This is a genomic window from Corallococcus sp. CA054B (assembly GCF_003611625.1).
Lineage (GTDB): Bacteria > Myxococcota > Myxococcia > Myxococcales > Myxococcaceae > Corallococcus > Corallococcus coralloides.
Genome location: NZ_RAVY01000037.1, coordinates 22,077 through 43,698 on the forward strand (window position 1 = coordinate 22,077; position 21,622 = coordinate 43,698).

Sequence of the window (21,622 nt, forward strand, 5' to 3'; positions counted from 1 at the left end):
CGCTAGGATCCTTCGTGGATCTCCAGAGGGGGACCACATACAAGAGCGCTCTGCTCGACCGACCCGGCCCCGTGCTTCTGGGGCTTGCATCCATCTCGCGTGACGGCGGATTCAGGGGCGATTCGCTGCGGACGTACGGCGGAGAGTCTCCCGACAAGCTCCTCCTGTACCCTGGAGACCTGTACGTCTCTCTGAAGGACGTCACGCAGTCTGGTGACCTGCTTGGTGCTGTAGCCCGAGTCCCAGCCTGGGTATCGCAAGGACGACTGACGCAGGATACGGTCAAGCTCGTGCCCAGGCAGGGCGCGCCGCCTGCGGCCTATATCTACTGGATCCTCCGAACACCGGAGTACAGGAGCTACTGCCGTGGGCGGGCAATCGGCACAACGAACCTCTCGCTGGCGAGAGAGGACTTTCTTGCCTTTCAGGTGCCTGAAACCTCGGCGGACCGACTCCATCTCGTCCGGCTTCTCGAAGCGTTGGAGGAGAAGAGCGACCTGAACCGCCGCATGAACCGGACCCTGGAGGCTATGGCCCAGGCGCTGTTCCGGTCCTGGTTCGTGGACTTCGATCCGGTCCGAGCCAAGGCCGAGGGCCGCCGACCAGAGGGCATGGACGCGGAGGCGGCGGCGCTGTTCCCGAATCGGTTCGTGGAGAGCGAGCTGGGGGAGATTCCGGAGGGTTGGAGGGCTAGGAATTGGGGCGAGCTGGTGACGCTAGAGTACGGCAAGGCTCTTCGGGATTATCGCCTCGGCGACGTTCCGGTGTTCGGAACGAATGGTCGCATCGGCTCCCACGACACTGCGCTCTGTAAGCACGAGGGTGTGGTCGTGGGCAGGAAGGGAGCCTATCGGGGCATTCACTACTCAGATGAACCGTTCTTCGTCATCGACACGGCGTTCTTCGTCGAACCGCGCGAGGACTTGGAGATGCGCTGGGCCTACTACGAACTGCTTCAAGACGGGATCAACTCGCTCGATTCCGGCTCCGCGATCCCATCTACCAGCCGGTCAGACTTCTATGCCCTTCGCTGCGCATTTCCTCCGTATCGACTCCAGAGACGGTTCGTCGAGATTCTGGCACCGATGTGGCGGCGTCAGCGCCAATGCGAACAGGAGAACGCTGCCCTAACTGGGCTTCGGGACGCCCTCCTGCCCAAGCTACTCTCGGGCGAGATCCGGCTCCGCGACGCCGAAACCCGACTAGCTGCGAGCGCCTGACCATGGGCCCGACCCTCACCGAGTCCGTCGCAGAAGAGGAGGCGCTCCGGTACTTCGAGGAGTTGGAGTACTCGGTGGTCGTCGCCCAGAAGAACGAGCCGGGCCCGGACCGCGAGAGCTTGGGCGAGGTCATCCTGGCGAACCGGTTCAGGGCCACTGTGGAAAAGCTCAACAGGGGTGTGCCGGCGGCCGCGCTGGACGAGGCCATCCGGAAGGTCCTGCTCCAGGAGCATCCGTCGCTGGTTCAGGAGAACCGGCGCAACCACCGGCTCCTCGTCGATGGCGTGGAGGTCGAGTACCTTCGGGACGGCCGCGTCGTCGGGGATCGGGTGCGGCTGATCGATTTTGAGGACCCCGACAACAACGACTGGCTGGTGGTGAGCCAGTTCACAGTGGTCGAGGCGGGCCACAACCGCCGTCCCGACATCCTCGTCTTCCTCAACGGCATCCCCGTCGCCGTCATCGAGTTGAAGAACGCCGCCGCCGAGGATGCCACCATCTGGACGGCCTTCCACCAGCTCCAGACCTACAAGAAAGACATTCCGTCCCTCTTCCGCTTCAACGAGATCCTCGTCGTCAGCGATGGCCTGGAGGCGCGCATCGGCTCGCTCACGGGTAACCGTGAGCGGTTTGCCCCATGGCGGACCATCGAAGGCGAAGCACTTGCCCCCTCGAACCTGCTGGGGCTGGAGGTCCTCGTGCGGGGCGTCTTTGAGAAGCGTCGCCTCCTGGACTTCATCCTGCACTTCGTCGTCTTCGAGGAGGACGGCGCGGAGGTCGTGAAGAAGCTCGCCGGCTACCACCAGTTCCACGCAGTCCAACAGGCATTGGATGCCACCGTTCAAGCCGCGCGACCGGACGGAGATCGGCGCGTCGGCGTGGTCTGGCACACGCAAGGCAGCGGCAAGAGCCTCACCATGGCCTTCTACAGCGGCAAGGTCATCCTGCATCCAGCCATGCAGAACCCGACGCTGGTGGTTCTCACCGACCGGAACGATCTCGATGACCAGCTCTTCGCGACCTTCAGCCGCTGCTATGAACTACTCCGGCAGAAGCCGGTTCAGGCGGTAGACCGCGCGGACCTCCGGGACAAGCTGCGGGTCAACAGCGGCGGCGTGGTCTTCACGACCGTGCAGAAGTTCGCGCCGGAGGAGAAGGGCGACCGGTTCCCGCTGCTCTCGGACCGCCGGAATATCATCGTCGTCGCCGACGAAGCGCACCGGAGCCAATACGACTTCATCGACGGCTTCGCCCGGCACCTGCGGGACGCGCTGCCGCACGCCAGCTTCATCGGCTTTACTGGCACTCCCATCGAGACCACGGACAAGAACACCCGTGCGGTCTTCGGTGAGTACATCAGCGTCTACGACATTCAGCGGGCCGTCGAGGACGGCGCCACGGTGCCCATCTACTACGAGGGCCGGCTCGCCAGGCTGGAGCTGCTGGATTCAGAGCGACCGCAGATCGACTCCGAGTTCGAGGAGGTCACGGAGGGCGAGGAGGAGGTCCGCCGGGAGCGGCTCAAGAGCAAGTGGGCCCAGCTCGAAGCCATCGTTGGGACGGAGAAGCGGCTCGGGGTCGTCGCCAGGGATCTGGTGCAGCACCTGGAGCGGCGCCTGGAAGCCATGGACGGCAAGGCCATGGTGGTCTGCATGAGCCGGCGGATTTGCGTAGAGCTGTACCGCGAGCTGGTCCGGCTACGGCCCGAATGGCACAGCGACGACGACGAGAAAGGCGCCATCAAGGTCGTCATGACCGGCTCCGCCTCCGACCCCCTGGAGTGGCAGGGCCACATCCGCGGCAAGAGCCGCCGCGAGGCCCTGGCCAAGCGCTTCAAGGACCCGAAGGACGAGCTGAAGCTGGTCCTGGTCAGGGACATGTGGCTGACCGGCTTCGACGCGCCCTGTGTCCACACCATGTACGTGGACAAGCCGATGCGCGGCCACGGCCTCATGCAGGCCATCGCCCGGGTGAACCGCGTCTTCAAGAACAAGCCCGGCGGCTTGGTGGTGGACTACCTGGGGCTTGCCGATCAGCTTAAGTCCGCGCTGGCCACGTACACGGAAGCCGGTGGCAAGGGCGGCACGGCCATCGACCAGAATGAGGCCGTGGCGGCGATGCTGGCCCGCTTCGAGGTCTGCCAGGCCATGTTCCACGGGCTCGACTACCGACAGGCGGTCGGCGACCCGAAGCGGCTTCTGAACTTCCTGCCAACGGCGCAGGAGCACATCCTGAAGCAGGAGGAGGGCAAGGACCGCTTCGTCCAGACAGTCACGGAGCTGAGCCGGGCCTTCGCACTCGCGGTACCGCATGAGGATGCACTGAAGGTCCGGGACGAGGTGGCCTTCTTCCAGGCCGTGAAGGCGGCACTCGTCAAACGGACAGCGGTAGATGCACGGCCCGAGGAGGACCTCGATCAAGCCATCCGGCAGATCGTTAGCCGGGCGGTCGCCGCCAGCGAGGAGGTCATCGACATCTTCGCGGCTGCCGGCCTGAAGAAGCCGGATATCAGCATCCTCTCGGACGAGTTCCTTGCCGAAGTCCGGGGACTGCCGCAGCGGAACGTCGCCCTGGAGCTGCTTCGAAAGCTCCTCAACGACGAGCTGAAGCGCCGGTCCAGGACGAACCTGGTCCAGTCACGAACCTTCTCGGAGATGCTGGAGCGCGCCGTCCGGTCGTACCGGAATCGGGCCATCGAAACCGCGCAGGTCATCGAGGAGTTGATCAAGCTCGCCGAGGAGATGCGCGAGGCGCAGGCCCGGGGAGAGAAGCTCGGACTCTCGAATGATGAACTGGCCTTCTACGAGGCGCTCGGCCTGAACAATGCCGCGCTCCAATTCATGGGCGAGCCGGTGTTGAAGGCCATGGCCCGGGAGCTGACGGAAATCATCCGCAGAAACGTGACCATCGACTGGACGCAGCGGGAGGCGGCCCGGGCGAAGCTCAGAACCCTCGTGAAGCGGTTGCTCCGCAAGTACAAGTACCCGCCGGACCGGCAGGACGCCGCAACACAGACGGTGATGGAACAGGCTGAGCGGCTCTGTGAAACCTGGGCCGAGGATGGACTCCTGGAGGCGTCGGCGACTCCGCCCCCGGGCGCCTCTGCCAGTGTGCTCCAACTACCGGCGCAGGTGTATCAGCACGAGCCAGCGAAGCCACTGATGGCCGCTGAGCCTGACCCGAAACTGGATGTCCCACCGAAGCCCCGCCGCCGTCATTAGCTGGTGGGCTCCATCCAGCAGCAACGCGCAGCACGCGGAGGTGCGGCGCGTCGCGTGATCAGGATGGGCCATTCCTGACCTGTAGCTCCCTCCCGTAGTGGAAAGGCCGTGGTCATGCGTTCCAGGGCTTGCATCGCGCTTCTGCTCTTTCTTTCTGCCTGTGCTTCGTCGACGCCCTCTCCCAACGAGCGGGGAACGCGGAGCCAGCGACTTGCCAACCTCCAGCGAGCGGCGACGCTGCCGTGGACGGACGGGGGACGGTGCGTCGTCCGTGAGGCGTCGCAGCCTTGGCCCGCGCTGGTGGAGAGGTGCTATCGGACCCTCGACCATGACCGGCTCGAGTTCCACGACACCACGGGAAGATGCACGGTCGCCTCCGCTGACGCCGCTGTCGTGGGAATCGGGTTCTGCGTACTGGCGGCTCCTGAGATTGCCGTGGGAGCCGTGATCGTGCTTGGCGTGGTGGTGGTCGGCGTTGCCATCAAGGAAGCGCTGGACGCGTATGAACTGCGGCACGCATACCCCGAGGAAGCAGGGACCTCACGAGGAACGAAGGTGGCCTCCCGGGAAGCTGAAGCACAACGCAAGCCCAATCCCAAGCCCGAGCCAGCGGGGCAGGACTGGCAGCCTCCAGTGCCGCCTGTGCCCGTGGACCGGACGGGACGCGCCAGCTGCGAACCTGTTCCAGTGCCCCACGCGGGCGAGGACGACCCGCATAATGAGTGTGCCGACAAGTTCCCACCCAACCGTTATCCAGGGATGGACGTGCTCGTTGGCGGTGTACGATTCGATGCGTTGCAAGTCGGAGTACGCAAGCTTTGGGAAATCAAGACCCATCGCTTCGATTTGTACAATGACTTCGTCCGAGATCGAGAGATTGAAAAGGAAATCAAACAATTGGAGGCAGAACGAAGGGCCGCAGCGGCATGCGGATATCAATTTGTCGTTGGAGTAAGCACTCAAGTTCACAAAGATGCGCTGCTGCAAGCGGATCAGTCTTTGAGGGTTGTTGTCACGGGGTGTAGGCGATGACTACGCAAAAAAGACTTGCCATCATTGTCTATGCGCCTGCGCTCGTGGGTAAAGACCGCCGCACAGTCGATAGCGTTCATGGACTGGAGAAGGCGCTGCCCGACCTGCGTCTGGAGTGGCGACTCTCGAAGAGCGGGCGCCCCATCGCACTGCCGCAGCGCGACGCGTGGCTCATCGAAAGCATTGCGGAAGGCGGATTTCCTATCGTGTGCAACGGGGATCAGAGCTACCCCGTGACGGTGTGGGGAAGGGAAAGAGATGGACTCTTCAGCGCAGGCGGTCAATCCCAGTTTGAGGTTCACGCAAAACTGCCCTTGGACGAGCCGGTAATCGCGTCAGCGGCGGCTGTGCTTGAGGGCATGGCGGAAGGAGCACGGGCGCTATGGGGACGAGCGACGCCATACGAAGCAGCGGTGGACATCGCGTATCAGACCGCCCCCACGCTGGAAGGACCGCCGTCCCCACGCCGGGGCCTGCCAGCCCTCAAGCCCTTCGAGCACATCCGCTCGCCCGAGATTCCCTGCTACCTCGGGTGGATGAATTACTGGTCTGCCGCTGCTGCGAAGGCCATCGGATTCCCAGACCCGGCCCGCGACTCCGAATTGCTGTCGCGGGCACGGCGCACAACATCGGGTGGGTGGCTCGTACAGCTCACGGATACACCGCTCGACCTGGACAACCCCGCCCATCTGAACACGCTCAAGCGGACCTACGAACGCTTTCCGGAGATCGGCGGACGGGCAGCGCCTTGACGCGATTCAGGGGATTGGATGCCCCCCGTGGACTTCTGGACCGGGACAGGGCTTGGACGCGGGGGCGTGAGAGGGGGAGGCCGTGTCTCGGTATTCGCCAGCCGCTCGAGCGGGCGGAGGAGCGACATGACGCCATGGCCCAACACGGGCAAGGCCACGGAGGGCTGGAGAACCGCCTCCAGCCCCGCGTGCAGGTGCAGGATCCGGTAGAACTGGCGATGGACGTGTGCGTCGGTCGACGTGCGCTCCATCAGCCGCAGGATGTACCAGTGCAGCAAGCCCAGCCCGTAGGGCCGCTTCCCGACGGCCTGCGGATACAACAGGTCCATGCCCGTGCCCAACAGCCACGGGAGCCGGATGACTTCAGGCAGCCGCTCGCGGAAGCGCTGCGCCAGGCCCGAGAGCTCGCCTCGTTCGGCCTGCTCGCGAAGGCAGGTGTCCAGCAGCTCCGCGCCAAGCCCCGCCACCGACATGCCTTGCCCGTAGAGGGGGTTGAAGGCACATGCGGCATCTCCCAGGATGACCAGCCCCTCGGGAAAGCGGGGCAGCTTCTCGTAGTGCCGCCACCGGCAGTCCTTCACCTTGTGCTGGGAGATGGGCCCTATCGGCGTGGCCTCTTTCAGGTAGTTGTACAGGTCCGGACGCGTCAGTGAGCGCGCGTACTCGAGGAACCCCGCGTACTCGGTGGGCGCGTGCTCCCCGAAGTAGCCATTGAGGGTGACGAGCCACCGGCCTCCCTCGACGTGTGAGATGAAACCCGCGCGCCAGGCCTTGGGAGGACTTGGATAGAGGAAGAGCGCCTTCCAGTCCTTCTGGAAGTGGGGCGGCGGCTCGTGCAGGCACGTCGTGTAGGAAAGGTCCACGATGACCTGCTCTTCCTCCGGGCGCGCGTAGCCAATGGCCTCCAACCACTGAGGCATCCGCGAGCCCCGGCCACTGGCATCCACGACGAGGTCCGCCTCCCACGACTCCTCACCCTGGGGTGTCTTGACCCGGACGCCCGTGATGCGCCCCGTGCCCTTCTCGTCGCAGATGAGCCCTTCGATGGAGCAGCCCTCGCGCACCGCCACGTTGGGCCGCGCCTTCACCCGGCGCAGGACGTTCCACTCGAGCAGGGGCCGGGTGCACAGCAGCCCGGGGATGCCGCTGGTGCGGCGCAGCTTCCACACCCCGAAGTGGTGCCAGGCGAGGTCTCCACTCGAGTCGATGAGCTCGGCGCCCTGGACCTGGAGTTGCTCGAACAGGTCCGGGAAGTACGTGTCGAGGATGCGCCGGCCCGTGTCCAACAGCACGTGGATGTGCGGCCCTTGCGGAACACCCTTGCGCGCGGCGGGCCCCTCCCCCCGGACATCCCGCTCCACCAGCGTCACCTTGTCGAAGTGGTCCGCGAGCACCCGCGCGCTCAGGAGCCCCGCCATGCTGCCGCCGATGACCACGGCGCTTCCGAATCTGCGTCCAGGGGTGTCCACGTCCCAAGCCTCCGAGGTTTCATGTCGCGGCGCTGCTGCTCAGAGGGGTCCGCCTTCCCCAGAGCCGCTCGCCCCCGCCGGGGAGATTGCACCTCACCGGTCTGACATGCCCTCTCGGCTCCCCGTCCTGGAGACCTCCCAGGGTGCTTGGTTTGGCGCGCTCAGTCCTTGAGGCCCTTGAACTTGAAGCGGGCGGGCGTTTGCCAGGGGAACAGCGGGCGGTCCAGCGCCACGACCTTGGGGTCCATCAATCCCAACAGGTAATACATGGAGCGGACGCGTCCAATCTTGGTCTTGACCACGGCACCATAGGCCTCTTCATCCAGGTCCTTGTTGCGGACCAGGCCTCCTCCCTGTTGGGAGCCCCCGAGCGTATGGGACGTCGACTGCATGATGGCATTGTTGTCATCAAAGGCATCAAAACCGCCTCGCAGTGACAGCTTCTTCTTGGGCTCGCTTCCGGTATTGAGGGTCAGCTCCGTCAGCCAGGAGCCGCTCGACAGGCTTCCGTCCACGCCGCCGGTGTTCTTGGTGACGCTGCGGAACCCCAGCTCCACGGTCGCGCACCAGGGACAGGTTTCCTTGGGGCGGTTGCTGAACGGGCCTGCGTCGCTCAACCCCTCATAGGGGAAGCAGACTTCGACATCGCAGCCGTCTCCGAAATAGGACGACGCGCAGATCAACGCCGCGGGCTCGGCGCAGTTGAACGAATGCCAGAAGCAGATCCAGAGGTCCACGCCCGGCGTGGTGCGGGGCTGGAGGAGCGCGGCCTCCAGGTGTTTGCTGTCCTTGCTCTCCCGGAAGGAGACATAGCTCATGAGCGCCTGCCGCGAGGGCTTCCGCAGACGCAGCAGCTCGCGGGCGCGGTATTGGATGGCGCAGAGGTTGGTCCGCTGGAGCATGGTTTCGTAGTTCGTGACGAGCACCTTCTCGATGTCGAACTGGGTCTGCTCCGCCACCCTTCGGATGCCATCGGCCTCCATCAGCTCCTTCTTGCGCTTGTCGAGAACCTCCTTCTCCTTCTTGAGCGCGAGGTACGCCTCGGAGTCCTTCTTCACACCGGTCTTCTCCAGCTCGGACATCTCCGTGACCTTGTCCCGGACGGCCCTGGAGGCTGGACCGACGTCCTCATGCGCCGTGAACTCGAACCTCTGGGCGTAGGGCTCGAGGGAGAGGCTCGTGGGCAGTCCCAGGTGCCGGCAGGTCTTCTCGAAGAACCCCAGGTTGGGCTTCTGCTCGGTGACTCCCGACAGCCCCAGGACGGGGATGTAGAGGGTCTTGCCATTGCGTTCATGCCGGGTCCACGAGACGCAGATGCAGCCCACCGCGGAGGCCAGGGGGTCCTCCCCTTCCATCCGCTTCTTCCTGGGCATCAGCAGGCGGGTCAGCGCCTCGGGGGTGTCCCCCAGCAGCTCATACTTCTTCATCAAGGCGTCTGTGGTCTGCTTCGCGGTCGTGTCGAAGAAGGGGACGCCGGTGCCGTCAACCCAGTCCTTCTCCGGGAAGACGGCCCCCAGGGCCGTACCGCGAGGACTGACGATGAAGCCGTGATTCATCAACCGGTTCCGGATGGGCTCGTAGTACGCGAGCTTGGCCAGGTCCTTGAGCTGGGCCGACGTCCCCTTCCCTGTCGCGGTGTTGGCCTTGACCGTCTTGCGGACGTCCTTGGACACCTCGCCCTTGTCCACCGGGCCCGTGAGGTGCCAATCCATCTGCTCACACAGGGAGGCGATGGCCTCCTCCGCGTACTGGAGCTCCGTGGCCTGCATGTCCCTGAGGGTCTTGAGCGTGAAGCCCAGAACGTCCTTGGAGAGCGCGTACCCCTTCCCCACCTTCAGGACGTCGTACGCCAGCTTGTCGTCGATCTGGAGCTGGGACACCCGGAGCCCGTAGGCCTTCAGGTTTTCGATGGCGTCCTCGATGCTTCGGCAGGTCCGGTGGAACCGGGCGAAGTCCGCCAGGAACACGTCCTGCTGGCAGTCCCCGTAGGTCTTGTCCCGCCGCTTCAGGAAGTCGCTGAGCCGCTGGCCGTTGACGTGCTTGGGAACCTCCGTCGACGCCGTCCGAAGCCACTCGAGCAATGATTCCGGGTCGAGGGTGACGGTGCGGGTCTGATCTTCCAGCTGGACGGGCATGGGAGCAACGCTCGCATGCCCATCACAACCCTGTCAAAGCGCTGAAATCATTGAGGAAAGACAGAGCGGACCCCTCAGGTCGGGTGCCTGCTCACGGGGCGTGGGAGCGGTGGCCATCCGCTGCGAGCCGCAGGGGCGGCGTCACCGCTCGCCCGGCCGGGACTACGCCTTCCGGAGCCCCACGACCTCGCCGTAGCCGCCGGGGATGAAGAACTCGTGCGTCTCCATGCCCAGGATGCGCAGCGCGGTCGTCACCGCGTCCGCGGAGCGGGGCACGCGCTTCGAGGCCTGGCCGTTCTCCTCGATGATGTCCACCGGGACGCCGAGCCCGCGCGGGGTGTACGAGCCCACCTGCCGGTTCCCCGCCACGTTCCCGCCCGCGAAGCAGATGGACGTGTAGGGGTGGTGATCGTCCGGCAGGTAGTAGGTGCCGTCGCTGCTCCGCGAGGCCCAGCTCCGGCCGAACTCGCTCATCACCAGCACGAGCGTGTCGTCGAGCAGCGTCTTGCCGGGCTTGCCGGGCGCGGGCGCGGCCTTGAGCTCGCCGAGGAAGCGCGCGACGTTGTCCATCATCCCGCGGCCGTGCGCGCAGCTGTAGCCATGGCCCAGGCCGCTGTGCGTGTCGAAGTCCTGCTGCAGCGAGACGTGCACCGAGGTGCAGAGGTCCGCCTTGAGCAGGCGCAGCGCCATGTCCATGCGCGAGTCGAGCCCCGTGAGGTGGAAGTTCGCGAGGCCGAAGGTGTACGTGAACGACTGGTTGGACAGGTAGCTCGACAGGTACGCGGGGCGGTTCGAGGTCATCATCTCGATGCCCTGGGTCTTCTCCAGCACGGACACGACGTCCGTCGCGAGCACGCGCGACACCGACGACAGCGAGCCGTGCAACCCCTCCAGGTAGTTGTCCACCCTCGCCGTCGAGCGGCCCAGGAGCTGCTGGGCGCGCGTCAGCGAGAAGCGCTCGATGGCCGTCGTCTTCAGGGTGCCCCCGGTGGGCTTCCCGCGCACGTCCAGCTCGGGCGCCTCGGTGCGCGCGTCGAGCCCCGTCCACCACGGGTTGTCCGAGGGCTTCGCCGAGAGCATCGGCTTGAGCGCCTCGATGGACGGCACGCGCAGGGGCGAGGCGTGGGAGGGCAGCCCCATGCCCACCGGCGTGCCGCGCTCTCCGGTGACGACGACGAAGGGCAGCGGCCGGCTCTCGCGGTACTTCTCGTACAGGTGGTTCGCGATGACCGAGTGCACGGCGGGCGCCCGGTAGTCCGCGCCGGCGACACCGCACATCGAGGAGATGAACGCGCTCGAGTGGTCGTTGGTGCCCTGGTCGATGCCGTGCAACACGCTGAGCTGATCCGCCAGCGCGAAGTGCGTGTAGCCGTACATGAGCGGGCTGTAGTTGCCGCGCGCGGCCGGGTCGGCGGGGTTCCACGACTGCCACGTCCGCAGCGGCTTGTAGGAGCCGTTCGGAGGCGCGAGGTTCACCAGCTGGCTCGCCTGGAAGAAGACGGGCTCGCCGCTGTGGTTGGAGGGCGTGGGGACGCAGAGCGGGATGTCCGCGTCCTCCATCGGGGTGAAGTAGTACGCCGGCCGGTAGCCGCCGGGGATGTAGAGCACCACGAGGCGCGAGGGGACGTCGACGTCCGCGGCGTGCGCGGTGCTCGAACCGAGGAGCCCCGCGCGCTCGAGGAGCGCGAGCTGTCCCGCGCCGAGGGCCCACTTGAGCAGGGTGCGACGAGAGGTGTTCGGCATGGTGTCCTCGCTCAGTAGGTGATCCACATCGGGTGACGGATGAGCGCCGCGCAGACGCCAATCCAGGCGAGGCGCGTGTTCTGCGCCTCCAGCGGCAGGTAGACCTGCTCGTACAGCGCCTGGGCCTCCGCGTCCGAGGGCGGCTGGCCGAGCATGCGCAGGGAGAGCGAGCGCAGGTTCTTCTGCACCGCGTCCGGGTTGCTCTTGGAGGTGTCGGCGAGCGTCGCGTAGCGCAGCACCGCCGGGTTGTTCTTCTTGTCCACGGCGCGCGCGCACCATGCCTGGGACATCTGCACCAGCGTCTGCGCGGCGGACGGACCGAAGCTCACGTCCCGCTTGCGGTACAGGAGCGAATTGCCGCCGCCGAGCGCCTCGAAGCGCTCGACGCTGCGCGAGTCGGAGACGTACTCGCCCGAGATGCCGGGGGCCCAGTCCCCGGGCCAGATGAAGAACTTGCCGCCGTTCGCCACGTACGGCATGTCGCGCCAGTTGGGCTCGGTGGTGCGGACGAAGTCCTCGAGGGTGAGCCCGAGCTGATCCATCAGGCTGATGACCATCTCCTCGGCTGTGAGCCGGCGGACGCTGAACTCCTCGGCCACGGGGGCCTCCAGTTGCGCGGGCGTGGCCGGCAGGTTCCGGATCCAGTCCTCCACCTGCGCGATGGTCAGCGTGACGCGGCCGCTGCTGACGAGCTCGTTGTACGGCTGCCCGGGCGGCATCTGGGGATAGCTGCCGGGGGCCACGCCGTTCAGCAGCTGGATGAGCATGCTGTTCCCGGGGTCGCCGCGCTTCACGTACTTCTCGTTGTAGACGAGCCCGCTCTCGAAGGCGGTGAGCGAGGCGAAGAAGGGCTTGTTGCCGGTGAGGTGGCAGCCCTGGCACGCGGGCGCGAGCGCGAGACGGATCTCGTCGTTCTTGCTCACGGCCGCGCAGCTGTCGCCGCCCGGGTCCTCCGCGGAGTCACCGGGAGCGTCCCAGATCTTCCCGTCGCAGCTCGCGGCGAGGAGCACGACCGCGGCCAGCGCCGCGCCCATCAGGGTCGAACGCAACGTGTTCATCACAGACCCCTCCGCAGCTCGGGCTGTTCGAAGAGGTATCGGATGAAGGGTCTCAGCTTCCGGTCGCCCGCGACGAACTCCCGCGCGAGCTTGTCGATGAAGCCCTTCTCCGTGGCCGTGTTCAGGTCGCGGCCGATGAACATCGAATACATCTTGCGCGCGACGCAGCGGTCGAACTCGCCGGAGCGCACGACGAGCTTCCCGAAGCCGAGCGGGCCCATGGTGCCGTCGCCGTGCTCGCCGAGCAGCGTGTACGTGTCAGGCATCGTGTCGAGCAGCACCGCCTCGGGGTTGGCCTTCACCTGCTCGGGGGTGACGGGCGTGAGGAGGGTGTTGGGGACGAACGCGTTCTTCCAGCGGTAGCCCGGCGAGGTGCCGGTGTACGGGTACTGCCCGGACAGCCACTCCTTGGTGATGCGGTAGCGGCCCACGCCCGGCATGAAGGGCCACGGGACGTAGGAGCTCTGGGCAGGGTTGAAGTCCCAGCGCTTGAAGGAGATGGCCGCGGGGTCGAGCGTCCGGTGGCAGTGCAGGCACGTGCCGCCGGTGCCGGGGTCCACCTCCAGGGGCGGGAAGTGCACGTCCGCGGGCGGTGGCGAGAAGCTCTGGCAGGCGAACATCTCGAGGAAGCGCGCGGCCCGGACGCGCTCGCGCGGGAAGGACGACAGCGAGCCGATCATGGTGAGCACGCCCGCGGTGGGGAGGCCCTGGGGCGCGTCGGTCGTGGTGCGTGGGTCGAAGCGGTAGGTGCGGTCGATGCTGCCGGAGCGCGCCCGGTTCGGGGTGAGCGCGAGGTGGAAGGGCTCCAGGTCCTCGACCACGAACTCGCGCCACGCCTGCGGATCATCCGGCGTGGGGTGCAGCGGGTCGCGCGGCGCGTTGTCCGCGTCGGGACGCCACCACGTGGTGTTCTTGTCCAGCGCGCTGTTGCCCATCTGCCGGCCGAAGCGCACGTACAGCGCGCGCAGCCAGTTGGTGCCGACCGAGTAGTTCCCGAGGATGAGGTCCGAGAGCGGCCGGTCGTGCCACGCGAGGTGCGCGAAGAGGCGCGCGGGCTCCTCGTAGGGGTGCCGGCGCTGCACGCCGAAGTCGTAGTTGCTCTTGCTATGGAGGCCGTAGAGCGGGCTGCACCACACCAGGTTCGGGCCGCAGCCGCACGCGGGGGGCAGCATGGGGTCGTAGTAGCCGCCGGTCGCGAGGCCGCAGTCGACCGGCTGGCCCTTGCTGTCGGTGACCTGGGTGACGTCGGAGCCGGCCTTGCCGAGCACGGTGACGGTGGTGCCCGGCGCCCACCAGGGCTCCACCTGGTGCACCTCGGGCACGGCGGGGTCGCCGTTGGCGTCCTGGTCCAGGCACTGCTTGGCCGGGTCCTTATCGCCGAACTCGTGCACGGCGTAGTACGCGCCCGCGTGCGCGGTGTTGGCGTCGCACTTGAAGAGGTGGCCGGACATGTCGCCCTGGTAGGCGTCACCCGCCGCGCCGGTGGTGTATGCGCCCACCGCGAGCCACTCGTGGCCGAAGTTCACCATCCGCTCGTAGAACTTCGGCGAGCCGAGCGCGGCCTCGAGCGTGGAGCGCAGGATGGATTCCCGCGCCTCGGGCGTGGCCGCGGCCGCCATCGCCTCGTACTGCTCGACGGTGGGCGTCGTCCCCGTGAGACCGAGGACGAGGCGGCGCAAGACCCGCGTGCCGCTCATCTGGTCATTGAGAGGGACGGCGGGGGGAGGTGCTTCGGGGCCACATTGTTGTGCGTGCGCGTCGACTCCGGTGAGCCCGGACGCAGCGAAGAGCACAGCCAGCAGAGCCGCGCGCTTCAGGTGCAAGTGCCAATGCATATGCACGAACAATACACCAGGCGCATGACTCCATGACACGGAAGCACGATCCGGGCCCGGAACGTATCCAGCAGTGACACGGTGGCCGCATGGACCTGGAGCCAGGAGCGCAGGCGGTGGAAGTGATGGCCTCCGGGTGCGCCGCCGCACCTGCCGGCGAAGAAGGCGGGCGCGTACGGACGCCCCCGGACTCGTTTCGTCGACGACAGCGAACACCCTTCCATCACATCAGGGGTGTCCACGGAAGCGGGGGGGACTCTCAGCGCCCGGCTGGACGTGGCGCGTGGACACCGTCTATCGCGGGCCGAGGCTGAGCGTCGTTTAACTCTCCTTGTGTGAGTTTTCTGGGTCGCTTGAGCCGTGGGAGAAACGCTTTGATGTCCACGGAAATCCTGGACCACCTCAGTGTTTGTGTCGCCTTGCGCCCAAAACAATCATTGCCCCTGGGGATGACGCGGTGTGCAAGCCTGGACACCCAGACAGGCCAATGTGATGCTTGAACCCGAATCACCCACACAGGAGAAGTGATGAAGGCATTGAGCAAGTCCTTGGTCGCTCTGGCTGTCCTCTCTATCTCGGCCTTTGCGCCTGACGCGTTGGCGCGCCCCCCGGCCTGTGAAGATATCTGCGGCTGTTCCTGGGTGACGTGCGAGGACACCTGTTGGACCTATTCGAACCCGAATACCACCTGCGGTGAGTCCATGTACGGATGCCAGGAGAACCCGTTCACCTGCAAAATCAAACCGCCGGATGTGGACGAGGACACGAGCGAGGCGCAGTCGTCCTCCGATGATGCCTCGGCGCGGACGTGCGGTGAGTCGCGGCAGGAGACCGTGTTTTCTTCTCAGCCTGCCAGGAACTGATGGCCCTTCCCGCGGCGCGGCCTCCACCTGAGGGGCCGCGCCGCAGTCCCTGGGAGGCCCCCGCGGTCCGCGCGTGAGGCCATCGGCCAGCTGGTGGATGGCCACTTCTTCCAGCCGACGTAGGGCGGCGGAAGGTGAAGGAAGACGCTACTGCGGCCCCTCTTCGGCTTGCGCGGCAGCCGGCGCCGCCGACGGCGCTTCGACTGCCTTCAGCTCCTCTTTGCAGCTCACGGTCTGGCCGGCGGCGCTGCAGATGAAGCGGTGTCCACGGCATTCAGCGTTCCAGGGGGCCACCATCTCGCCAAGGCCATACGAGCTCTTCTCTCCGGTAATCACCAGCTCCTCGGCAGGGCAGCCAATGGCACCCGCGGAGAGGTCCGCATACTGCTTCTTGCTGACGGTGGCACAGCCGGTAACGGTGGAGAGAAGGACGAGAGCACAGAAGAGAGAGCGCATGGGCGGCTATCTACCGCAGGGCTCAGGCTGAATGGAATGCACCTCCAGTCGTTTTCCGGAGGTACACCGCGATGGGCAAACCCGCGGGGCGGCGGGCCCTGCCGTTGCGCATGCTCTCTCGGGAGGCCTACGACCGGGTGACCGCTCGGGTGGGTGAGGAGACGCGCATCACTCCCCGCCCCGACTCCTGGAACTGCACCTCCAAAGCGATGCCGACCTGCTCACTTCTTCGCCCGGGTCCACACTTGTTTGTAGATGAAGTTCCCTTCATCGAGCTCAAATCGATCGGGAAGGAGGGTCAGGACCGAGCCATTCGGCTTGTTCTCGAACGAGAGGATCCAGTATCCCTCCGCCCGTGACCCGTCACCGGGTGAGATGATGATCTTCGATTCGCTCAGCGACCACGTCCCGGTCTTCTGCTGCTGCGCATGGCCCGTGATCGACGACACCCCACCGAACTGACTGTCGTAGGTCATGTCGGCGCGCAGATCCCAGCTCTCACTGTAGGCCACGCTCTGGCTTCCCACATATCCGCCGGAACTGTTCACCCAGGTCAGCGCGCTGCCGGCACCGTGCATCCAGAGACCAATCAGATCCGCCGCGAAGATTTTGGTTTTCGTGGCGCTCGTGAAGGCTGTTGGCACCAGGATGGCTCCTAGCGCGCCAATGAGCCACTTGAGTTGTTCAAGCCGCATCCAATGCCCCTCCCTGGTGCGTGAACAACGGGCTGGGTTCGGGGCATCCAGGACACACGCTCAGCCCAGCGGCCGGGCGAAGCCTCGCAGGAGCGCCGCGAGCGCCGCGGGTTGATCCTCGGGCAGGATGTGTGCGGCGTCGGTGAGGCGCGCGGTCTCGAGGTGGTCGCACAGCGGCGCGATTTGACGCGCGAGTGCGTCGCCGACGACGCCCCCGGCGATCGCGAGCGTCGGGACGGTCAGGCGCTCGACCTTCGAAAGCAGCTGTGCGTTTTCGGGGAGCCCCGGAGGTCCGGTGCGATGACGTGGTGCTCGCTGGCGAGCGCTCCCATCACGTTCCTCCATACGAACCAGGTGTGCGGAAACCCGTGAAGGAAGAGGAGCGGCGACCCCCTGCCGGCCGATGCGACATGGATCGCGATCCCGTTGGCCTCGACGACTTCATGCTGGAAGTCGTTCATGGGACCCACCATGTGCCTGGGGTGGAGATCGAATCAACCACCGGGTCCCACCTCCTTCACAGGGACGCCTCGATGCGAGTCCCCACGCGAGGGCTGCTGAAGGGACGGCCCTTCCATCAATCCCAGACACGATGGCTTGGCACAGGAGGCGCGCAGGCCCAGGGAGCAGGGGGTGATGACTGCTCAGCCAGTCGGACCTGCAGCGCGTCGCCGCGTGGCCCGCTCACGCCGCTGGCGCTAAGATGGCAGGACACCATGCCCCCCTCTTCTATCGACTGGCAGTGGAAACGCTTCAGCGAGCTCACGCTCGAGGAACTGTACCGGCTGCTCGCGTTGCGCTCCGAAGTCTTCGTGGTGGAGCAGAAGAGCATCTATCTCGATGCGGACGGACTGGACGCCGAGTGCTTCCACCTGCTCGGGGGCGTCCCGGGCACGGGGCAGTTGGGCGCCTACCTGCGCGCACTGCCACCCGGCCTCAAGTTCCCCGAGGCGAGCCTTGGCCGCGTCGTCACCGCGCCAGCGCTGCGCGGGCAGCGGCAGGGCCGCGACCTGGTCGAGCGCGGCCTGCACTTCCTCTCCGAGCGCTTTCCGGGCGCGCCCGTGCGCATCGGGGCGCAGGCCTACCTGCAGCGCTTCTACGAGGGCTTCGGCTTCGTGGCCGTGAGCGACATCTACGACGAGGACGGCATCCCGCACCTCGACATGCGCAGGGGCTGACCCGGGAGCGGATTCGAACCCGAGGGACTCGAGCTCATCATCCGCGAGATGACCAGGGCCGCCAGCCGCTCGGCATTGATCTGGTCCTCCTCGCGAATGCGCTTCAGATGAGAGCGGAACCCTGGAACTCGCCACACCCTGCGGCTGTGCCTTTCTCTGTGTTTCGTTGCTTTTGGAAGTGTCCAGGCTCATGAGAGCCTCTCCCCGGGACAGGGGGGATTTGCCCACGAGCGTGGCGACGACCAGTGTCTGCGGCGCGCAGGGTGTGGCGAGTTCCTCGGAGGAGCTTCTCGCTTGCCGTCCTTGCACCCTGTGTCAGCCCCGGCTGGATCAATGCCTGGCGGCCTGCGTCGGGCGGCCGCCCGCAGAGGCGTGCGAGGTGAACTGCGAGTCCGAGTACGACATCTGCCAGACGTGTTGCTGGTGAGCCGCGCTCATTGATGAGAGCACCTGCCTGGGGCCGTGGTTGCCCGGGCAGGTGTCTGTCTTTTTCGTGGAGCCCTTGTCGAACGCGGGAGGCGGCGGAGCCTCACGCGAAACAGCGGGTGACCGCCGTCAGGTGGGTTCGGTTCGCGCCTCGTCACGCAGCAGCAGGCGGCCCCCCAGCATCGCGATGCGTTTGGCCGCGAGCCGCTCGCGGGCCTCCGGCTGGATGTCCCCGGGCGTCCAGCGGAGCTCCTTGTCGAACTCCACGCGCACCGCCGTGACACCTTCCACGGCGAGCAGGCGCTGCTCGATTTCACGCATGAAGTAGGCCGCCATCATGCACATGGGAGAGGTGATGTGCATCCGCACCGTCACCCTTCCATCCATGTGCTTCACGGACTCGATGAGGCCCATCTCCCCGATGCCCAGCGGCACCCCGGTAGCGCAACTGCACGGGTCCGGGATGTCCTGGATGCACTCCCGCAACGCCTGCTCAGTCATGGCGCCCCTCGTGGTAGCTGTACGGTTGGATGTCACCCCGGGCCTTCAGTCTGGAGAATTCGTCGTGGGCGATGCTCGCCTTCACGGCTGGGACGTCGATGCCCGCGTAGCGCGCGTAGTTGTCGCAGAGAATCATCCGCTTCACTTCCGGCGTCACCTGCATGCCCGCGACCTGCACCAGGTCGTCCGGCAGTTGGAAGTCGTTCCAGAACTTCAGCAGCGCTGGCTGCGGGTGGCTGAACACCGTCCCCGAGCCCCACATGATCTTCGCCGGGCCCGCCCACTTCAGCAGCGCCGCCAGCGACTCCGCGAACCAGCGCTCGCGCTTCACGATGAGCGCGCCCGTTACTTCCAGGTTCACATACACATTGGGGAACAGCGACAGTTGCATCCCCGTCTCGTCCAGGAATGCCATGCCGCCGTGGACGATCTCGAAATTCAGGTCTGGAAACACATCAGCCGCGCCGCCAATGTCATCCACCCTGTAGGCCCCAATGGGCACCGCGCCCATCGGCAGGCCCTTGTGGACGGCGATGTTCCGGATCCCCAGCTTCCGGGCGCGCTCGAAGAGCGGGAAGGCGATGCTCGGGTCGTCCATGCGCCAGCCTGTGTGGCGGAACGACTCCCCCAACCAGGCCGCCGGGTAGAGTTTCAGGCCGTGCGGCTTGAGCTCCTCGGCCTGCTGCTCCAGGTCCTCCAGGGCCGCCGTGCCACGCAGCGGATCTACGCCGGCGTAGACGAGGAAGCGGTTGGGGTAGCGCCTCTTGATCTCCAGCGACTTCTCATAGGAACAGAGGCCGTCATGGTAGAGCGTCCGCAGTGGCAGCACGTGGTGCACCGCCAGGTCGACGCCGCTCTCCACGAAGAGGATGTGGGCCAGCTCCCGCACCGACCAGTCCTTGAGGAAGCCTGCTTCCGTGGGGACGCGGTGGGTTTCACCCGACAGGCTGCTGTGCAACCCCCAGATGAGCTGCGCCAGGGACTCCGCATACCTGCCGGCGCGGAAGTTGGTGGGGTGAAGGTTGTACGCATGCGTGACCGCATCGATGACGAAGCCGTTGTCAATCATCAGGAAACTCCCTATCCGACGCCCACCGCCACTGCGCCGGTGGGCGGAAGCATCACCACCCTACGGATACGTATCCAGGTAGGCGTGTTGGCTATTCTATGGTGGAACCGCGGCGTGGAACCCGACGCCCCTGTCGATTCAACCGATGGTTGCCTGGGGCAAGTACTTTCCGGGGGCCCTGGAAAGCCAGACCTTGATTGGTTATGGATTTCCATTCCATAGCGCTTCCCTCGCTTCGTGCTCGGGCCCGGCCCTGTTCGACCGGTCCATGTGCCCATCCGGGGCGCTCGACGGCCTGGAGGCTTCGGGCGCGTACGAGGTGCGCCGTCTGGCTACCACCAGTCCCTATCCACTCGGTTTCACGCTGCGGCTGCCTTCGGATGGTGGCGTGGGCCAGAGCGATGGCACCCCACTGCTCTTCCAGGACGTAGGGGACGGGGCGAGGGGGAGGCCTCGGGCCTGAAGCTCGTCTCGGAGTCCGCCGTCCCACTGACCTTCCCGGTGGACATCTACGTCACGAAGGGCCACGCGAACGTGGTGGGCACCTTCGCGGGACGCACCATCGCGTTCGAGGGCGGTGAGCAGTTGAACGCGCACCTGCGCGTGCTGGACGTGTCCGTCCCGCCCCGGCCGCGCGAGGTGGCGTACTTCAACACGTACCAGAACACCCCGCCGCTCCGGACAGGCTCCGAGTTCTTCTCGAATGCCATTGGCATCCGCGTGCCCCGGGACGGGTTCATCTACGTGGTGGACACGAACCGGGGCCTGCTCATCCTCAAGGAGGAGTGAGCTGGACTGTCAGCTACGCCAGCCCCTAACGCAGGGCCTCCAGCCGCGGACGCAGGCGCTCCACCACCCGGGGAAGGTCATCCGGGGCCTTCACTGGTTCGAAGCGGCTCGTCGAGGGGTCCGTGCGCCCTACCTCGATGAAGGCGACCGACAGGAGCGGCTGGCCATCCGGTCGGGTGAGGCTGCTGGCCTCCGCCGTCACCTGCTCGAACTGGAGGACGGGCGCGCCGTCCACCTTCTTGGGCACCACCCGGTAGGGAATGGGCAGCGCTTCGTTCAGCATGGCCTCCAATTGGAAGGTGATGTTGTTGGTGGAGATGAAGGCATGTTGCGTGGGGTCCACCTTCTCCACGAGCTGGAGCTGGCCGCCCACGCGCACCGGCGCGGCGCCCGCGTCCAACGCGCCACTGGGGTTGGCTCGCGGCGTCACCTCCACCGTCATGTCGCAGCCCCGTTGCAGGTGCATCCCGATGACGACCGGGTCGAGCGTCGCCGCCAGGTTGTCCACGTTGGAGAAGTACATGCAGCGCACACCGCGCTGGCGCAGCGTCTGCCCCACCCCGCTCTCGCGCAGGGCGCGGAACACGTCCCCATGGCCAGAAGGGGCGAAGGACAGCCCCCCCTCCGCCTCCCGGAACAAGGCGCCCTGTGGCGTGAGCCGGGGAAGCATCCGCTGCCGGAAGAGGAACACGTCCCGCCCCAGTCCCCGGGCTTCCAGGTGCGCGGCGATGGCCTCGTGCGTGAGAAAGGAGGTCATCACCGCCACCGGCACCGGGCGGCCCAGCCGCTCGCCCAACCGGCGCGCCTCGGCGAGCTTGAGGTCCAGGAAGGTGTGTTCCCCCAGGACGGGGACCAGCCCCTTCACGCCCCCGCCAAAACGCGTCCCCGCTCCACCGGCCACCACCAGGGCGGCCACCGCGCCCTCGCGGAAGGCCTGCTCCCCCGCCGCACGGCAGGCTTCGTGGGCAGGGGTGCCCTCGCCCGGCAGCGGTTGGACATCCCCCGGCCGTGGCGGCTCGAGGGGGCCCGACAGGGACTGGGACTCCGTCAGCTCCCCGCGCTGGTAGCGGGCGAGCAGCGCCCGGAAGCTGGCCGCGTCGAAGCCGTCACGCGCGAGCCGGGGGTCATCAAGTTCTCCATCCACATCCGGGGTCTGGGTTTTCACGCGCGGGAGGATAGA

At 66.4% G+C, this 21,622-nt stretch carries 18 protein-coding genes and 1 pseudogene; 7 read left to right on the top strand and 12 right to left on the bottom strand.

The window, feature by feature from the left end:
* The first annotated feature begins 14 nt into the window (after positions 1-14).
* The 4 genes from D7V80_RS12190 to D7V80_RS12205 all read left to right on the top strand — a co-directional run bounded on the left by D7V80_RS12190 (position 15) and on the right by D7V80_RS12205 (position 6,225).
* Positions 15-1,220, top strand: a complete 1,206-nt coding sequence (locus tag D7V80_RS12190; RefSeq protein ID WP_147447070.1) for a hypothetical protein — start codon at positions 15-17, stop codon at positions 1,218-1,220.
* 2 nt (positions 1,221-1,222) lie between these two features.
* On the top strand, positions 1,223-4,441 hold the full coding sequence (locus D7V80_RS12195; RefSeq protein WP_120588318.1) for a type I restriction endonuclease subunit R: 3,219 nt from the start codon (positions 1,223-1,225) through the stop codon (positions 4,439-4,441).
* Positions 4,442-4,555: 114 nt separating this feature from the next.
* Positions 4,556-5,473: a DUF6310 domain-containing protein gene (locus D7V80_RS12200; RefSeq protein WP_120588319.1), complete on the top strand. Its 918-nt coding sequence runs from the start codon at positions 4,556-4,558 to the stop codon at positions 5,471-5,473.
* On the top strand, positions 5,470-6,225 hold the full coding sequence (locus tag D7V80_RS12205; RefSeq protein ID WP_120588320.1) for a DUF5953 family protein: 756 nt from the start codon (positions 5,470-5,472) through the stop codon (positions 6,223-6,225). Before D7V80_RS12200 ends, D7V80_RS12205 begins: the two co-directional genes overlap by 4 nt.
* On the opposite strand, the gene D7V80_RS12210 is transcribed toward D7V80_RS12205, so the two are convergent.
* The 5 genes from D7V80_RS12210 to D7V80_RS12230 form a co-directional block, all read right to left on the bottom strand.
* The gene (locus D7V80_RS12210) at positions 6,183-7,694 is read right to left on the bottom strand and encodes an NAD(P)/FAD-dependent oxidoreductase (protein ID WP_233585273.1); all 1,512 of its coding nucleotides are present in this window, start codon (positions 7,692-7,694) and stop codon (positions 6,183-6,185) included. The genes D7V80_RS12205 and D7V80_RS12210 overlap by 43 nt on opposite strands.
* Before the next feature lie 161 nt (positions 7,695-7,855).
* A complete protein-coding gene (locus D7V80_RS12215; protein WP_120588321.1) occupies positions 7,856-9,829 on the bottom strand; it encodes a hypothetical protein in 1,974 nt (657 codons plus the stop codon).
* A gap of 162 nt (positions 9,830-9,991) precedes the next feature.
* Entirely contained in the window at positions 9,992-11,572 is a 1,581-nt protein-coding gene (locus D7V80_RS12220; protein WP_199738533.1) for a DUF1501 domain-containing protein, read from the bottom strand.
* Between the two features lie 11 nt (positions 11,573-11,583).
* Positions 11,584-12,630 (bottom strand): hypothetical protein, encoded by a 1,047-nt coding sequence (locus D7V80_RS12225; RefSeq protein WP_120588322.1) that lies wholly within the window; start codon positions 12,628-12,630, stop codon positions 11,584-11,586.
* Positions 12,630-14,309, bottom strand: coding sequence for a hypothetical protein (locus D7V80_RS12230; RefSeq protein ID WP_233585274.1), 1,680 nt, complete (start codon positions 14,307-14,309; stop codon positions 12,630-12,632). Before D7V80_RS12230 ends, D7V80_RS12225 begins: the two co-directional genes overlap by 1 nt.
* A gap of 683 nt (positions 14,310-14,992) precedes the next feature.
* Between D7V80_RS12230 and D7V80_RS12235 the strand changes: the two genes are divergently transcribed.
* Complete coding sequence (locus tag D7V80_RS12235) at positions 14,993-15,328, top strand: hypothetical protein (protein ID WP_120588324.1); 336 nt, start codon at positions 14,993-14,995, stop codon at positions 15,326-15,328.
* A 147-nt stretch (positions 15,329-15,475) separates the two neighbouring features.
* On the opposite strand, the gene D7V80_RS12240 is transcribed toward D7V80_RS12235, so the two are convergent.
* The 4 genes from D7V80_RS12240 to D7V80_RS43890 form a co-directional block, all read right to left on the bottom strand.
* Positions 15,476-15,784, bottom strand: coding sequence for a hypothetical protein (locus D7V80_RS12240; protein WP_120588325.1), 309 nt, complete (start codon positions 15,782-15,784; stop codon positions 15,476-15,478).
* Positions 15,785-16,005: 221 nt separating this feature from the next.
* Positions 16,006-16,479: a hypothetical protein gene (locus D7V80_RS42205; RefSeq protein WP_199738535.1), complete on the bottom strand. Its 474-nt coding sequence runs from the start codon at positions 16,477-16,479 to the stop codon at positions 16,006-16,008.
* A 60-nt stretch (positions 16,480-16,539) separates the two neighbouring features.
* On the bottom strand, positions 16,540-16,824 hold the full coding sequence (locus D7V80_RS41380; protein ID WP_147447071.1) for an alpha/beta fold hydrolase: 285 nt from the start codon (positions 16,822-16,824) through the stop codon (positions 16,540-16,542).
* Positions 16,719-16,952: an alpha/beta fold hydrolase gene (locus D7V80_RS43890; protein WP_370452484.1), complete on the bottom strand. Its 234-nt coding sequence runs from the start codon at positions 16,950-16,952 to the stop codon at positions 16,719-16,721. The genes D7V80_RS41380 and D7V80_RS43890 overlap by 106 nt, the downstream gene beginning before the upstream one ends.
* Before the next feature lie 243 nt (positions 16,953-17,195).
* Between D7V80_RS43890 and D7V80_RS12255 the strand changes: the two genes are divergently transcribed.
* A complete protein-coding gene (locus tag D7V80_RS12255; protein ID WP_120588328.1) occupies positions 17,196-17,657 on the top strand; it encodes a GNAT family N-acetyltransferase in 462 nt (153 codons plus the stop codon).
* Between the two features lie 555 nt (positions 17,658-18,212).
* Here the strand turns inward: D7V80_RS12255 and D7V80_RS12260 are convergent.
* Positions 18,213-18,584 carry a metal-sulfur cluster assembly factor gene (locus tag D7V80_RS12260; protein ID WP_120588329.1) on the bottom strand — a complete coding sequence of 124 codons (372 nt, stop codon included), beginning with the start codon at positions 18,582-18,584 and terminating at the stop codon, positions 18,213-18,215.
* Positions 18,577-19,653 (bottom strand): amidohydrolase family protein, encoded by a 1,077-nt coding sequence (locus D7V80_RS12265; RefSeq protein WP_120588330.1) that lies wholly within the window; start codon positions 19,651-19,653, stop codon positions 18,577-18,579. The genes D7V80_RS12260 and D7V80_RS12265 overlap by 8 nt, the downstream gene beginning before the upstream one ends.
* 525 nt (positions 19,654-20,178) lie before the next feature.
* Here D7V80_RS12265 and D7V80_RS12275 point away from each other — a divergent pair.
* Positions 20,179-20,442, top strand: a pseudogene (locus tag D7V80_RS12275) (hypothetical protein); the annotation flags it as partial.
* Between the two features lie 25 nt (positions 20,443-20,467).
* Here D7V80_RS12275 and D7V80_RS12280 read toward each other — a convergent pair.
* Entirely contained in the window at positions 20,468-21,607 is a 1,140-nt protein-coding gene (locus tag D7V80_RS12280; protein WP_120588333.1) for a UTP--glucose-1-phosphate uridylyltransferase, read from the bottom strand.
* Positions 21,608-21,622 lie beyond the last annotated feature (15 nt).

Bases quoted from the DNA above. Each gene is read 5' to 3' on its own strand.
- D7V80_RS12235 (WP_120588324.1), top strand. From the start codon at position 14,993: ATGAAGGCATTGAGCAAGTCCTTGGTCGCTCTGGCTGTCCTCTCTATC.
- D7V80_RS12215 (WP_120588321.1), bottom strand. From the start codon at position 9,829: ATGCCCGTCCAGCTGGAAGATCAGACCCGCACCGTCACCCTCGACCCG.
- D7V80_RS42205 (WP_199738535.1), bottom strand. From the start codon at position 16,479: ATGCGGCTTGAACAACTCAAGTGGCTCATTGGCGCGCTAGGAGCCATC.
- D7V80_RS12240 (WP_120588325.1), bottom strand. From the start codon at position 15,784: ATGCGCTCTCTCTTCTGTGCTCTCGTCCTTCTCTCCACCGTTACCGGC.
- D7V80_RS12225 (WP_120588322.1), bottom strand. From the start codon at position 12,630: ATGAACACGTTGCGTTCGACCCTGATGGGCGCGGCGCTGGCCGCGGTC.
- D7V80_RS12265 (WP_120588330.1), bottom strand. From the start codon at position 19,653: ATGATTGACAACGGCTTCGTCATCGATGCGGTCACGCATGCGTACAAC.
- D7V80_RS12205 (WP_120588320.1), top strand. From the start codon at position 5,470: ATGACTACGCAAAAAAGACTTGCCATCATTGTCTATGCGCCTGCGCTC.
- D7V80_RS43890 (WP_370452484.1), bottom strand. From the start codon at position 16,952: ATGGTGGGTCCCATGAACGACTTCCAGCATGAAGTCGTCGAGGCCAAC.
- D7V80_RS12260 (WP_120588329.1), bottom strand. From the start codon at position 18,584: ATGACTGAGCAGGCGTTGCGGGAGTGCATCCAGGACATCCCGGACCCG.
- D7V80_RS12255 (WP_120588328.1), top strand. From the start codon at position 17,196: ATGCCCCCCTCTTCTATCGACTGGCAGTGGAAACGCTTCAGCGAGCTC.
- D7V80_RS12200 (WP_120588319.1), top strand. From the start codon at position 4,556: ATGCGTTCCAGGGCTTGCATCGCGCTTCTGCTCTTTCTTTCTGCCTGT.
- D7V80_RS12195 (WP_120588318.1), top strand. From the start codon at position 1,223: ATGGGCCCGACCCTCACCGAGTCCGTCGCAGAAGAGGAGGCGCTCCGG.
- D7V80_RS41380 (WP_147447071.1), bottom strand. From the start codon at position 16,824: ATGGAGGAACGTGATGGGAGCGCTCGCCAGCGAGCACCACGTCATCGC.
- D7V80_RS12220 (WP_199738533.1), bottom strand. From the start codon at position 11,572: ATGCCGAACACCTCTCGTCGCACCCTGCTCAAGTGGGCCCTCGGCGCG.